This window comes from Bradyrhizobium sp. HKCCYLS1011, assembly GCF_051167795.1.
Classification (GTDB): Bacteria; Pseudomonadota; Alphaproteobacteria; order Rhizobiales; family Xanthobacteraceae; genus Bradyrhizobium.
In genome coordinates this window covers 1-13,373 of record NZ_JBNPTT010000017.1, presented here as the reverse complement: position 1 = coordinate 13,373, position 13,373 = coordinate 1, and the positions used below count along the sequence as shown (strand labels likewise).

General features: G+C 61.2%; 15 protein-coding genes. 3 read left to right on the top strand and 12 right to left on the bottom strand.

Annotated elements, in window-relative coordinates; genetic code table 11:
• Nucleotides 1-3: 3 nt before the first annotated feature.
• The 9 genes from ACQR1W_RS38275 to ACQR1W_RS38235 are packed head-to-tail and all read right to left on the bottom strand — an operon-like array spanning nucleotide 4 to nucleotide 7,921.
• Nucleotides 4-993, bottom strand: coding sequence for an amidohydrolase family protein (locus ACQR1W_RS38275; protein WP_434855610.1), 990 nt, complete (start codon nucleotides 991-993; stop codon nucleotides 4-6).
• An 11-nt stretch (nucleotides 994-1,004) separates the two neighbouring features.
• Nucleotides 1,005-1,709: an ABC transporter ATP-binding protein gene (locus ACQR1W_RS38270; RefSeq protein ID WP_434855609.1), complete on the bottom strand. Its 705-nt coding sequence runs from the start codon at nucleotides 1,707-1,709 to the stop codon at nucleotides 1,005-1,007.
• The gene (locus tag ACQR1W_RS38265; RefSeq protein WP_434855608.1) at nucleotides 1,702-2,460 is read right to left on the bottom strand and encodes an ABC transporter ATP-binding protein; all 759 of its coding nucleotides are present in this window, start codon (nucleotides 2,458-2,460) and stop codon (nucleotides 1,702-1,704) included. Before ACQR1W_RS38265 ends, ACQR1W_RS38270 begins: the two co-directional genes overlap by 8 nt.
• Nucleotides 2,461-2,518: 58 nt before the next feature.
• Nucleotides 2,519-3,778 carry an ABC transporter substrate-binding protein gene (locus ACQR1W_RS38260; RefSeq protein ID WP_434855607.1) on the bottom strand — a complete coding sequence of 420 codons (1,260 nt, stop codon included), beginning with the start codon at nucleotides 3,776-3,778 and terminating at the stop codon, nucleotides 2,519-2,521.
• A 3-nt stretch (nucleotides 3,779-3,781) separates the two neighbouring features.
• Nucleotides 3,782-4,786, bottom strand: a complete 1,005-nt coding sequence (locus tag ACQR1W_RS38255) for a branched-chain amino acid ABC transporter permease (RefSeq protein WP_434855606.1) — start codon at nucleotides 4,784-4,786, stop codon at nucleotides 3,782-3,784.
• Nucleotides 4,783-5,643, bottom strand: a complete 861-nt coding sequence (locus tag ACQR1W_RS38250; RefSeq protein WP_434855605.1) for a branched-chain amino acid ABC transporter permease — start codon at nucleotides 5,641-5,643, stop codon at nucleotides 4,783-4,785. The genes ACQR1W_RS38255 and ACQR1W_RS38250 overlap by 4 nt, the downstream gene beginning before the upstream one ends.
• The gene (locus ACQR1W_RS38245) at nucleotides 5,640-6,542 is read right to left on the bottom strand and encodes a polysaccharide deacetylase family protein (protein WP_434855604.1); all 903 of its coding nucleotides are present in this window, start codon (nucleotides 6,540-6,542) and stop codon (nucleotides 5,640-5,642) included. The genes ACQR1W_RS38250 and ACQR1W_RS38245 overlap by 4 nt, the downstream gene beginning before the upstream one ends.
• On the bottom strand, nucleotides 6,539-7,258 hold the full coding sequence (locus tag ACQR1W_RS38240; protein WP_434855603.1) for a fumarylacetoacetate hydrolase family protein: 720 nt from the start codon (nucleotides 7,256-7,258) through the stop codon (nucleotides 6,539-6,541). The genes ACQR1W_RS38245 and ACQR1W_RS38240 overlap by 4 nt, the downstream gene beginning before the upstream one ends.
• 9 nt (nucleotides 7,259-7,267) lie before the next feature.
• Nucleotides 7,268-7,921 carry a cysteine hydrolase family protein gene (locus tag ACQR1W_RS38235; protein WP_434855602.1) on the bottom strand — a complete coding sequence of 218 codons (654 nt, stop codon included), beginning with the start codon at nucleotides 7,919-7,921 and terminating at the stop codon, nucleotides 7,268-7,270.
• 264 nt (nucleotides 7,922-8,185) lie between these two features.
• On the opposite strand from ACQR1W_RS38235, the gene ACQR1W_RS38230 reads away from it, so the two are divergent.
• Nucleotides 8,186-8,920 (top strand): GntR family transcriptional regulator, encoded by a 735-nt coding sequence (locus ACQR1W_RS38230; protein WP_434855601.1) that lies wholly within the window; start codon nucleotides 8,186-8,188, stop codon nucleotides 8,918-8,920.
• A 212-nt stretch (nucleotides 8,921-9,132) separates the two neighbouring features.
• On the opposite strand, the gene ACQR1W_RS38225 is transcribed toward ACQR1W_RS38230, so the two are convergent.
• A complete protein-coding gene (locus ACQR1W_RS38225) occupies nucleotides 9,133-9,381 on the bottom strand; it encodes a hypothetical protein (RefSeq protein ID WP_434855712.1) in 249 nt (82 codons plus the stop codon).
• Here ACQR1W_RS38225 and ACQR1W_RS38220 point away from each other — a divergent pair.
• The gene (locus tag ACQR1W_RS38220) at nucleotides 9,290-9,814 is read left to right on the top strand and encodes a hypothetical protein (RefSeq protein WP_434855723.1); all 525 of its coding nucleotides are present in this window, start codon (nucleotides 9,290-9,292) and stop codon (nucleotides 9,812-9,814) included. The genes ACQR1W_RS38225 and ACQR1W_RS38220 overlap by 92 nt on opposite strands.
• 1,111 nt (nucleotides 9,815-10,925) lie before the next feature.
• Here the strand turns inward: ACQR1W_RS38220 and ACQR1W_RS38215 are convergent.
• The gene (locus ACQR1W_RS38215; RefSeq protein ID WP_434855600.1) at nucleotides 10,926-11,501 is read right to left on the bottom strand and encodes a methyltransferase family protein; all 576 of its coding nucleotides are present in this window, start codon (nucleotides 11,499-11,501) and stop codon (nucleotides 10,926-10,928) included.
• A 333-nt stretch (nucleotides 11,502-11,834) separates the two neighbouring features.
• Here ACQR1W_RS38215 and ACQR1W_RS38210 point away from each other — a divergent pair, with 333 nt between their 5' ends.
• Nucleotides 11,835-12,449: a TetR/AcrR family transcriptional regulator gene (locus ACQR1W_RS38210; protein ID WP_434855599.1), complete on the top strand. Its 615-nt coding sequence runs from the start codon at nucleotides 11,835-11,837 to the stop codon at nucleotides 12,447-12,449.
• A 66-nt stretch (nucleotides 12,450-12,515) separates the two neighbouring features.
• On the opposite strand, the gene ACQR1W_RS38205 is transcribed toward ACQR1W_RS38210, so the two are convergent.
• Nucleotides 12,516-13,013 carry a DUF1304 family protein gene (locus ACQR1W_RS38205; RefSeq protein WP_434855598.1) on the bottom strand — a complete coding sequence of 166 codons (498 nt, stop codon included), beginning with the start codon at nucleotides 13,011-13,013 and terminating at the stop codon, nucleotides 12,516-12,518.
• Between the last annotated feature and the right edge of the window lie 360 nt (nucleotides 13,014-13,373).

The following is a 13,373-nucleotide window of genomic DNA, read 5'->3' as shown; positions in this document are numbered from 1 at the left end:
CATTCAACCTTCGCACAGCAGCTTCAGCGCCGTGCCGCAGCAGATGCATTGACGCTCCAGCGGCGTGATCGCCGGCACCGCCTCAATCGTCGCACCGGGATCGGCATCAGCCATATCGAAGGGCGCATCGGTTCCGATGCAGACGTGATCGGCGCCGACGAGGTCGATGAGGTAACGCAGCGCCTGCGGCTCGAAAACGAGGCTGTCGAAATAGATCCGCTTGAGCAGGTCCTTGGGCGAGGATTTGCTGATGCCGTTGGCTTCGCTGCGGACCGCGTGTCCGTGGACGAGCCGCCCGATCTGGTAGGGCGCAAAGCCGCCGCCATGCGCCAGGACGAGTTTCAGGTCGGGCAGTTCATCGAGCCGGCCGGTGAACATGAGATTGGCCAGCATCACCGTCGTGTCCAGCGGATTGCCGATGAGATTGGTCAGATAGTAGTTTTCGAGCCCGCTCTTGGCCCCGACATAATAAGGATGGGCAAATACGAAGATGTTGAGCTCGCTGGCGCGGCGCAGCAGCGGACGAAAACGCTCCTCGGCGAGTTGCGCGCCTTCGATCGACGTGCCGATCTCCACGGCCTTGAAGCCGTAGGCGCGAACGACGCGCTCGAGTTCGGCGACGGCGGCATCCGGATGTTGCATCGGCACGGTCGCCATGCCGCGCAATCGGGCGGGCTTGACGCCGACCATGTCCGCCACGCCATCATTGACAAGTCTGGCGACTTCGAGCGCCAGATCGGCATCGGCCCAATAATAGAACATCGGCGGCGCCGGCGAGATCACGGAGACGTCGATGCCCTTGATATCCATGGCGGCAAGCTTGGCCTCTGTCTGGCGAAACTCATCGAACAAGGGATAGACATAGCCCTGGTCATGAATGATCTTGCGCGCAGATCCATGGCCTTCGATGCGCGCGCGGAAGCGCTTGGGATCCGCGGCGATGGCGCTGACGATGCGATCCGGGATGACGTGACTGTGGATATCGATCTTCATGCAGTCGGGCCTCAGTGCACGCCGAGGAAGCGTATGAGCGATTGGGGATTATCGACCAGAGCCGACGCATCCGCCTCGTGGACGATCTTGCCGGTCTCAATGACATAGACGCGGTCTGCGACCGCAAGCGCGCTATAGAGGTTCTGCTCGACCAGCAGGATCGCCAGACCCGCCTCCTTCAGCCGCGCGATGATGCCTTCCAGATGCTGGACCATGACGGGCGCCAGGCCTTCCGAGGGCTCGTCCATCAGGATGAGCTCAGGGTCGATCATCAGCGCGCGCGCCACAGCGAGCATCTGTCGCTCGCCGCCCGAGAGCTGGTTGCCGCGGTGATGGCACCGCTCGGCCAGCCGCGGAAACAGCTCCATGACGCGATCGACGGTCCAGCCGTCGCGAACTCTGACGGACTTGATCATGGTGAGATGTTCGGTGACGGTGAGCGAGGGAAACAGCCGCCGTCCTTGCGGCACCAGCGCGATCTTGCGCCCCGCGATCTCGTGCGACTTCATCCCGGTCAGGACTTCGCCCTTCCACTCCACGCTGCCCCGGCGCACCTGCGGCGCAGACAAGCCCATCACCGAGCGGATCAGGCTGGTCTTGCCCATGCCGTTGCGGCCCAGGAGCGCCACCACCTCGCGGTCACGCACCGTGAGCGAGGCGCCCTGCACCACGTGGGCCTCGCCATAAAAACTGTGAAGATCGCGGATCTCAAGCATGACGGTGTGCCTTGCCGAGATAAACGTCCTGGATCTCGGCGTTACCACGGATCTCTGCCGGTGCCCCCTCGGCCAGGAACCGGCCGTTGTTGAGGCAGGTCACCCAGTCCACCAGGGAGAGCACCAGGTCCATATCGTGCTCGATCAGAACGATGGTGATCTCCGCCGGGAGACTGCGGATGACGTCGGCGACGATGACGCGCTCGGCTGGCGAGAGGCCGGCGGCGGGCTCATCGAGCAGGAGCAGCCGGGGACTAGGCGCCAGCGCCAGCGCCATCTCGAGCTGGCGCTGCTCGCCATACGACAATTCGCTCACCAGCGATCTTGCACGTGGACCGAGCCGCGACAAACCGAGGGCGCGGTCAGCCTGACCGCGTTCGGTATCGGTCAGCCCGCCCGAACCAAGCAGCGAAAATTTGCGCGGCGTCAGGCCGCAAAGCGCGAGCTGCATGTTCTGCTCGACGGTCAGGCTCGGAAACAGGTTGGTGATCTGGAAGGTGCGGCTGATGCCGCAAGCGGCTCGGCGGTGCGGCGGCATCCTCGTAACGTCGCGTCCATCGAATTCGATGCGGCCGGACGTCGGCGGTACCACGCCCGTGATGGCGTTGAACAGCGTGGTCTTGCCGGCGCCGTTCGGGCCGATGATCGCTCGTCGCTCGCCACGCTTGACTCGCAGGGTCACATCGTCAACCGCCTTCAACGCATCGAAGGAGACGCCGACGTGGTCAAGCTTGAGGATGGTGTCCGGCACGCGCTTTCTCGTCAACAGACAGACCGTGGCGGTCGGCGAGCCGGCCGCCTTGATGATCTCAGGTCTTCTTGATGCCTTGGAAATCCCGCGAATAGGGCGGCTGCTTCATGTAGGTGGCGGGGTCGTACTTCCAGAACTGCGACACCTGCGGATAACCCCCGATCGGGACATTCCAGAATTTGCCGTCCTTGTTCTTCATGGTCTTGCGGATGACGACGTCGTAGACGGGATTGCCGTAATCATCGAAGCGAACCGGCTTGCCGAGTGGACTGTCCGGAAGGTCGGTCTTGAGCACGGTGCCGAGGAAGACATCGCGGTCTTCGACCTTGCCGTTGATCGCGTTGATCGCCTTGGCCACCCACATCGCGCCGACATAATGCGAAAAGGCGTAAAGCGAGGGGATCTTGCTGAACTTGTCGGAATAGGTCTTGACGAACGTCTGGGTCGCCGGCAGATCGGCGCCCTCGGCAAAATGGGCTGAGGTGACGATCCCCTCGCACTCGGCGCCCATCGTCCGGATGACGGACTGGTCGGTCGCGTTCTGCGACCCCAGCAGGGGTATCTGATCCTTCAGACCGAAGCTCGCATATTGCTGGATCAAGCGCGTGGCGTCTGCGCCGGTCTGCATCGCGAACACGACGTCGGCCTTCACACCCGCCAGCTGACCGAGATAGGGGCTGAAATCGGACGTGTTCAGCGGATGCCAGAACTGGCCGACCACCGTGCCGCCGCCTTCCGTGAAAGTCTGCGCGAAACCGCCGCACTGCTCGTGGCCAAACGTGTAGTCCTGGGAGATCATCGCAACCCTGCGGTAGCCCTGCTTCAGCGCCCAGTCCGCAAGAGGCCGCGAGAATTGGCTGGCGCTGTAACCGCCGGCGCGGATCACGTTCTTGATCCTGGCGCGCTGGGTGAGATTGTCGGCCGCGATCACCGGAATGAAGTACGGCGTCCCGTTGCCCTTGACGTAGTTGGCAACGGCAAGGCCGGTGTTGGCCAGAAGATTGCCGAAGAGCATGTCGACCTTGGCCTGCTCGACCAGGCGTCGCGCCTTCTGCAGCGCCGTGTCCGGATTGGAGGCGTCGTCTTCGACGATGATCTCGACCTTGCGGCCGCTCGCCTCGTTGCCTGCGCTCTCCCAAAACAGCGAAAAGCCGTCGATGATCTCGCGGCCGCCGGCCGCGACGACGCCGGTCTGCGGCGCCATCAGGCCGATACGGATCGGCGCCGCTTGGGCACGCGCCACGAAGGGGGCGGATAGAACGCCGGTACCGGCCGCGAGCGTAAGGCCGGTCGTTTTCAGGAAGCGTCTACGGTCCATCGTCTAACCTCCGGAATGATTTGGTTTCGAGGAACGGGAACGACGCCGTGCGAGCAGAAGGCGCGCACGGCCGACCACGCCTTCCGGCGCGAAGATCATGATGAGCACGAAGGCGATCCCGAGCACGCTCAGCCACCGCGCGGTGTAGGCGCTGATGGCGTTTTCCAGGACGATGATGGCGGCGGCTCCGACGAAGGAACCGAGCAACGTGCCGACGCCGCCGGTGATGGCCATCAGCAGCGCGGAGACCGACTGCGACAGCTGCACGGTCGAGGGACTGACGAAATTGTTGAACAGGACGTAGAGGCCGCCGGCGACGCCTGCGAAGAATCCGGACAATACGAACGCCACGAACAGGTGGAGCGGAACGTTGTAGCCGAGGCTCCGCATACGACTCTCGGAATCGCGGATTCCGCGCAAGGTCAGCCCGAACGGCGAGTGAACGAGCCGCCACATCAGCCAGGTCAGTGGCGCGACAATGATCAGCACGGCGTAATAGAAGCTGGCATGGTCTGCGATAAAAGCGGGACGACCGACACCGCGCAGCCCGTTTTCGCCGCCGGTGACCGCCGTCCAGCGCAAACAGACGCCCCACACGATCATGCCGAGCGCCAGCGTCAGCAACAGGAAATAGACGCCTGACGTGCGGATGGCCAGCGCAGCGAACACGCCGGCAAGCGCCGTTGCCGCCAGAATGCCGAGGGCGATGCCGATCCAAATGTCGCCGCCAAGCGTCGAGGTCCAGTAGATCGCGACATAGCTGGAGACGCCGAAAATTGCGCCATGACCGAGCGAGGTGCGTCCCGCGAAACCCGCGAGAATGTCGATCGACATCGCTAGGACGCTGAAGATCAGGACCTGCGTGACGACAGAGACCTGGTAGCTCGGCAAGACAGCAGGCAGGACGCCGAGGGCCAGCAGCACCATCGCGATCCAGCCGACGGCGCGGGGCCGGCGGAGCAAGGGAGCCGGCGACGATGCAGCCGGCGTCAACGGAGCCGACCTCACGCTGGCCTCCCGAACAGGCCGAGTGGCCGGAACGCCAGGAGCACCGCCATCGGTCCGAAAATGACGAAGTAGGCGAGTTCTGGAAACATCACCTGCCCGATCGCGTTCAAGAGTCCCACCAGCAACGCGCCGAGCGCAGCGCCCACGAGGCTGCCGCGTCCGCCAATGATGACGACCGCGAGCGAGAACACCAGGATCTCGGCGTCGGCACTCGGGTAAAGAGTCAGGAAGGCACCACCCACCACCCCGCCGAGGCCTGCCAGGGCCGCCCCGAGCATGAATGTACCCAGGAAGACCCGCCGGATGTTGATGCCCATGGCCTCGACCATCTCGGGATCGTCGACACCTGCGCGGATCAGCGCACCGAGCCGCGTCTTATTGAGGAGCAGCCACAGCGCGGCAAACACCAGCAGGCCGAGAACCAGAACGAAGATGCGATACTTCGGATACATCACGCCGTCGATCCACATGGCGCCTCTCAGGGCCTCCGGGACTGGCACCGAGAACGTGTCTCCGCCCCAGATCACGAGCGAGATGTCGTTGAGAACGAAGGCGACGCCGAGTGTGAGCAGCACTTCGCGCAATTCGACGCCGCGCACGAAGCTCAGCAGGCCGCGGTCGAGCACCGCCCCCAGCGCTGCGACCAGCGCCATTGCAGCCAACGCTCCCAGCACGAAACTTCCGCTGGCCTTTGCCGCCGAATAGCCGGCGAGACCTCCGACCAGATAGAGTGCTCCGTGAGCGAGGTTGACGATGCGCAGCAAGCCGAAAATCAAGGTGAAGCCGGACGCGACGATGAAGATCAGCGCCGCGAAGGTCAGGCCGTTCAGGATCTGAAAGAGGTTGATCCCCATCATACCGGAGCTTGATCCTTCAGTGCGTTCGGACGTTGCGACAGGTACCAGTCGTAAATCTGCTCTCCGGTCCAGAACGTCACATCGGGATGACGCTTGATATGCTCGATTGCGGCCGCGAAGTATTTGAGCCGATGCGGCGCTCCCATGATGTAAGGATGAACCACCAGCGCCATGATACGGGATGAGGTCTTTGCATCAGCATAGATCTGGTCGAACTGGTCGATGGCACGATCCCGGTATTCCGACGCCTTATGATGCTGGATCAGCATCATCGCCACGTCGTTGCATTCCTGGGTGTACGGCACATTCACGATCGGCTTCGTGCGGGTCTTCAGGACCACGGGCTCATCGTCGAGCACCCAGTCGCAGACGTAGTCGAACCCTTCCTCCACCAGGATATCTGGCGTCTCCCAGGTCTCGGTCAGCCCGGGACCCAGCCAGCCGCGCGGATTCTTGCTCGTGAAGGCGCGGATCGCATCGCGCGTCTTGCGGATATCCTCGCGCTCATCAGCGACCTTCTGCATGTTCTTCTGGCCAAAGCCGTGACCAATGAATTCCCAGCCGCGATCATGCGCCGCCTTCGCGATCGGCTCATACGCGCCGATCGCCTTGCCATTGATGGCAAGAGCAGCCTTGATACCGAAGCCGTCCAGCACATCGAGCATGCGCCAGAATCCGACGCGATTGCCGTATTCGTGCCAGGCCCAGTTCGGGATATCGGGCATCGGCGCGCCACCGGCCGGCGGGGTCAGCACCGTGCGTGGCATCGTTTCTTTCGGGTCCCATTCCTCCACATTGACGATCACCCAGACGGCGACGCGCGCAGCATCCGGAAGCACCAGCTGCGGGCGGTCCGCGATCGACGAATAGGCCAGACGGTCGGTTGGCAGCACGTTCACGTCTCGCGCGCTCCAATGGTGATGGCAATTCTGCCGACGTTCTCGACCGCTCCGGCGGCCTGATCGCCGGGCAATAGAGGCCCGACGCCTGCTGGGGTGCCCGTCATCACGAGGTCACCAGGCGCGAGGCGATAGGACGACGACAGGTTGGCGATGATCTCAGGCACGTTCCAGATCATCTGCGAAAGATCGCCGCGCTGCCGTTCGCGCCCGTTGACGTCGAGCGTAATAGCACCGCGCGCGGGATGCCCCACTTCAGCAACGCGATGAATGGCGCCGCAGGGTGCTGACGCGTCGAACGATTTCCCCCGTTCCCATGGCAGCATCTTCGCGCGCATCTCGCGCTGCCGGTCGCGGCGCGTGAGGTCGATGCCCACCGCGTAACCAAAAACGCTTTCCAGCGCACTGTTGCGCGACAGTTTGCAACCGCCGGCGCCGAGCGCAACCACGAGCTCGATTTCGAACTGAAAATCGTCCGTATCGGCCGGATAGGACACGACAGCTCCGTCTTCAACGAGTGCGTCCGCCGGCTTCTGAAAGAAAAAAGGCGGGTCGCGCTCGTCGCCTTCCTTCATTTCGCGGATATGCTCGACATAATTCCGGCCGACGCAATAGATCCGGCGTACCGGAAAGCGCTGCGGCGAGCCTGCGATTGGCAGCGAAGCCGCCGCTACGACGGGAACCGGAAGATCCGAAGCATACGCAGACGACGTCATCCCGGATTCCTAAGCGGCGCTTTTGACGACCGGGCCGAAGAGGCTGAGTTGCTGAATTTCACCGGTGTCGAGCACGAAACCAAACGCGGTGCGGATGCAGAGCAGGCCCGCCTCATGCAGCACCGGACCGTCCATGGTCTCAACGCAATCCTTAACTACGATTACTGCATAGTCGCGCACATTGGCCGCAGTCGTCGTCGCGAGCACGCAGGAGTTGGTATTGACGCCCGTGACCAGCAGCGTGTTGACGCCGTGCGCGCGCAGCGTGAAATCGAGATCGGTGCCGAGAAAGCAATCGTAGCGCTTCTTCGTGTCGACGACGAGGTCCCGTTCGGTGTCATAGAGGTCCGGGATGATGGCAACACCTGGCATCCCGGTGATATTGTGCCGCAGTACATTCTTGCGCGTCGCCTTGGGATCCTCAGCGCGAGTTCGCCAGAACGGATTGGAGGCGATTTCAGCGACATCGCGATACTGCGTCAGCAGGTGGATGACCGGGATCTTGGCGCTACGGGCCCAATCGAACAGGCGCTTATTGGCCGCGATCACCCGCTGTGCAACCTCCGGCGATGTTGGCATGGTCGCGACGTCCATATCCAGATGACCGCGGTGCAAATCGATCGCGACGATCGCAGCCTTGGGGTGGTCGACGCCGAGATTCATGTGCCGCTTCCTTGGCATCCGGATTGTTGGGCAGGAGACAAACTCGCGTGCCCCCAACTCTGCAATACATTCTGGCGGTGAGTCAAAGATAATGTATACATTTTATGCTTTGGTTTTGTGCGGAGCACGGTCAATCCATATTCAATCGGCTCAGAAATATGCCAATATGCACAAGATTGCCTTCACATGTAACGACAGACGCCGCTTGAAAGGCACTGACGTTTCGCTAGATTGTGTACAAACAAAGTTTCGGACCCTTTTCGTATGGCCGCCCTGCCAGCCCCAGAAACGTCATCCTCCACCCGGTTCGAATCCGTGCTCGAGGCAGTTCGCGCTGCCATCCTTGCCGGCGAGTTTGAACCGGGCGAACGCCTCCACGAAGTCAAGCTCACGACACTGCTGGGCGTCTCGCGCACACCCGTCCGCGCGGCGCTTCAGAAGCTCGCATCGGAGGGGTTGCTCGATTACACGCCAAACCGCGGCTACACCCTGCGGGAATTCTCAATCGACGAAGTGATCAGCGCCTATGAAGTTCGCGCCGTGCTCGAGGGCCTTGCGGCGCGACTCAGCGCCGAGCGCGGGCTTAACGTCAGCGAGATCGGGACCTTACAACAGGCGCTCCGGGACGGCGACGATTTGCTTCGGAATGGGCACATCAACGACGAGCATCGATCTGAGTACAGCCGGATCAATGCGTGTTTCCACGTCACGATCCACGCCTCCGCCGGCTCGCGACTCCTCAACGACATGGTCTATTTGTGCCAGCAGGTGCCGGTCTCATCGCCGCGGAACGTCGTGGCCTTTGAAGAAGTGGACGTTCGTCGCCGGCACGAGGATCACCATCGCATCTTCGAGGCGATCGTTGGGCGCGAGCCTTGGCGCGCCGAGGTGCTGATGCGAGACCATGTGGCCGGCGTCAAGTCGTCTCTAATAAGGTCTCTCGCCTCTCCGGCTGCGGCTCAAGCAGCCATGAAGACCGCGCGGCGACTCCGCCGCTAGCATCAGTACGGCGCCATCTCTTCGATTTTCGATCGCCGAACGACACCCCCGCTTTCCAAGAGACCCGCCGGCAAGAAGCTACCTCGTTTCGGCTAGCAAGGTGCTGACGCGCGTTTCAGAGTTGTCCAGATTCAACAGGTTCTGTTGTATCGGACGAAGCGGAGCGTGAGACAGCTCTCAAGCTATGCTTTCGCTCAGCCAAAGGGCACTCGCTATCTGCCCAACGGCCGAAACGCGTCCGTGCCGGGTATCGTTGTAACGACTTTCATAAGGTCCCACTCGCCCTTAGAATCGGAAGGATCTTTGGTCGCAAGAAGGTACATGTTCCTGATCACGCGCCCATCATTACGAATAGCTCGATCCCTCGTCATGAAATCGCTGATCGGTAGCTCTTTCATCTTGGTCATGGCGGCCTTTGCATCCTTCGTGCCTGCCGCCTTCACGGACTTCAGGAAATGCATGGCGGCGCTGTACGTACCAGCCTGCACCTCATCGCTGGTGAATACCAATGCGTCCACGGAGCTCTGGGGCTTCAGCAGGGACGATCCGTCCGAAGCTCCGGAAAACCGCCCGGCGGCGCCATCCGGAATATCAGACGGCAGCGGCGATGCGCCGCCGCTTGCAAGGAGGATTAGGCAGCCGGATGGAATCGAATTGACCATCTTGCTCTGGCTGGTCGTATGGTTGCGCGCAATATCCGCTTGTCGAATGCATCATATGGGCGGTCTTGGCATGATTTTTCAGCGGACCACCGCTCGAAAGGTGATCGGGATGGTCAGCGAGCCGCCGCGGCATTCAGTGAACGATGCGGAGATCCAGAGGCCCAGGCCGTTCGCAGCGGCGGATCGTCGAGCCGCCCTCGTCGAGGAGGCAGCATTATCCGGCCGTTGGTGACGAGGTCGCAGACGCCGGAATGGCGGCGCAGGACGTCGTCCATCGCCGTTTCGGGAGGGCGCGATGAATACACTCAAGCGAATCGGCTCATAAAGCTGGGGACTTCGGCCGGACGGCAGTGGCCTCACCGGCCTACCTGAAACGGTCCGGGACACCGCGAAAGGTGGCGAGCTCGATAGACATCGTCTAATCGGCTAAGCCGCTAATCCGGAAATGAACCGCTGTCCTCTCAAGAATTCAGGCAATGAAGCCGCCTACCACGTCCGCGGGTACAAGAGCAGCGACAACTGGGTCTTCCAAGAACAGGGTTGCCGAAATTCGGCATCGTTCGAACGGCTTTAGTGGAAGCGTTAAGCCTCACGGCATGTCAAAAGAACGGGCTTCAGCTTACGCCGGCTGCCAATCGCTTCCGCCATTCAACGAGTGGGTCGGCGCGGAATTATGCCGAGGCCGATCCCCGAAACGCGCAAATGGGACAGAAAGGCAATGCAGATGCCGTTCAAAGGCGTCAACAGCCTCACAAACACCCGGTGATGGTTCGGTCAAAACGTATGGTACGCTTGGAAAGGAGGTCCACGCATCGATGCAGACCGGGGCACGACAGACCTCGTTCGCCGCTACAGTGAGGCAGTCGCGGCGAAGCCGAAGAAAAGCGCGGAAACGCTCAGCTCACTCATCGATTACCTCAAGGATTAGAGCGAGTACACCAGCCTTGGTGACAAGAGCAAGCACGCCTACGATCGGTACCCTGCCTTGATCGAAGCCGAGTTCCTAGCAATGCCGATCGGCGCGATTGAGGACCGGCGTGCGCGCGGAAATCTCAAGGCGTTCCGCAACAGGTTCGCACCACACCGCGCAGGCAGACTACGTCTGGAGGCCCTGGGGGGCAATCGCGCGCGTGCTCTCGGCATACGGCAGCTGAGCGCGCCGATGTGCGCGGCATTGGGAGGGCCAGCGCCGCACGGCGCTACCGCGGCTTAAAAGGCAAGGTTTTGTTAACTTTAGGCACGATCCGGAAGAGACACCGTGTTGTGGACCGCTGAGGACATCCGTGCCGCGAACCGTCCAGAGCAGGGCTGGCGGGTCGCTTTGGCGCGGACGAACCAGCTCCTCAGTGGATAAACCAATAGCGCGGAACGCGTCGCAGGTAGACTTCGTAGGTCCCGCCAAACCGCTTTAGAAGATGCCGTTCCTCCGACCGGACAACCGCCAGGTTCAGCAGGATCAAGGTTGGCACGAGCAGGATCAGCAGCCAATCCAGCATCAGCATCAGCGCGAGGCCGAACAGTGCAACCAGCCAGCCGAGATAGCAGGGATTCCTAGTCCACGCGAAGATGCCATCGGTCACCAGGACAGTCACCGGCTGCCGTGGTTCAACCTCCGCGCGGTGTCGCCTCAGGGCCCGATATCCGGCAAAGCTGGTCGCGATGCCGGCCGCCGCAAGCAGGGCACCGAGGGAGAATAAACATACGACGCCGACGCCGTCGGGTGACGCAAAGTCAGTGAACAGACCGTACGGCAGCGGCAGCATCCACTGCAGCAGACCTGCGAGGAACACGACCAGAACCGACGTCGGGATCAGGCGCGGAAACATCACGCCATGCTCGTTTTCAACAATATCCACTCGAATCGCCTCCTGAATCTGGCGCACCGTCGACCACTTGTCTCCATTGGAGACTTTTCCCAAAACCTTGTGCCTTCGGAGCCTGCGATCTGGAGCAAAACGATCAGTCGCTTCTTTCCGTGAAGGCGCGGGGGCGGGTTTGATCTCCTCTTGGTTCAGCTAACAACGAGTTGACTATAAGTCTCCTATGGAGACATATAAGTATCACCAGGGACGAGTCAATACGGTTTCCATCGCATCTACGGCATTAGTCAATGAGCCGAATTCCCGCAGAAAAACGTCGGTTTGCGAATGCATTCTCTTGCTTGGCGGTAGCTAGCCACCGCAATTTGCTTGCGTCGCTGTACAATATTACTTAGTCTCCAATGGAGACTAGGAGTCGCGAGAAACCTTTAGATGCCCCGCAAAGCGGCAACAAAGAGAGCCACATTTCGCCACGGCAATCTGCCGGACGCGCTGATTAAAGCTGCGATCCGAAGGATCGAGGAGCATGGCGGCGGCTCGATAACCCTGCGCGATCTCGCGCAGGATACTGGCGTGAACCATCGCGCGATATATCGCCATTTCCCCGACAAGGAGGCGCTCCTTGCCGAAGTTGCGGAGAGAATTTGGCGGGATTTCATCCAGCACCTGCGCAAAGCCGTTGCCAACGAGGCTCCCGGCGAACCGATGCTGGTGGCTGCGGGGCTCGCGGTGTTTACGTTTGGGCGCAAGAACAGGAACGTATTTCTGTTCGCGACCGGCGCTTACCCCAGTCTCGGCGTCAGATTCCCCCGGCTCGAGGCCGCGATCACCGAGGCACTGCAGATATTTGTCGTGGGCTTCGCCGGCACGGGCATTGCGCCAAACCTGGTGGTCGCCAGGGCCGGCGTCTACATCGCATCAATGCAGGGCCTCACCGCACAGTATCTTTATGGGCGGCTACGCGTCGCTCCGGACAAGGCCAACGCATGGATGAGGGGCACCTGCCACCTGCTCATCAAAGGATTGGCCGAGCACAGCCTCGGCTGATGTGCCCCGTCACCACGCTTCCGCAGCCGGCCGCTGCCGAGATGCCAGCGCAAGCATTTTAGGTGGTCACAGTCTGCCAACCACGGCCGCGAGCGCGAGGGCGGCAGGAATCGAGCAATTGATCAGACCGCCGGGCTCCATGTCATTCCATGCGCAGCGAAGACCCGAGGCAATGACGCAGGCGAGCCCGAACACGGAAAAGGCCGATGCCACTTCTGGGCTGCGATCCAGCAGACCGATGCTCAGCGCTGCCACAAGAAATGCATGATAGCGACCATCGATGCGACTTGTGACAGCATTCCAGACCGAACCGATCACAAACGCCATCAGCCAGAACCAGGCGAAGCTTCTGGCGACCAGCGGATCCGGATAAAAGAAGGCGAGGATCAGCGCGGTCAGCAGAAAGACGTTGTAGAGGGTGTTGCTCGGCATCGCGTCCGCTAGCATTCCTTCGCTCAAACGCGCCATTCTGTTCTCGGGAGCCAACCACTCGAAAACCGTGCTCTGCAGGGCGAGATGGAAATGAGGAACAATCGTAAGCAAGACTAAAACTTTGGGAAGCATAGTATCACTCACACAACTATATGATACTAAAGCAACGCTCTAGAACTTCCCTATGGTGGAATTGAGGCCGGCCGCGCGGTGCTGATCGGACTAAATGGCGCAGCAAAATCGGGCAGCTTGGTGGCGAGCGAGCTCTACCGCCTTTCCCCGCACACCAATCAAACTACGATATCTCACAGGGGCCGCAGCGCGTTCAGCTCTTACGCTCCAACAGACAAAGGGCTACCGAACGCAAGAATGAGCGGAAATTCGAAAAGGAGTGCATATCCGATTGGTTTTGTTCTGACCTGCCACTGAAGTTTCATCCAGCGGCGTTTAGAGTCCGAGTGGGTTTTACGCCGATTGGCGCGGGTGGAGCAA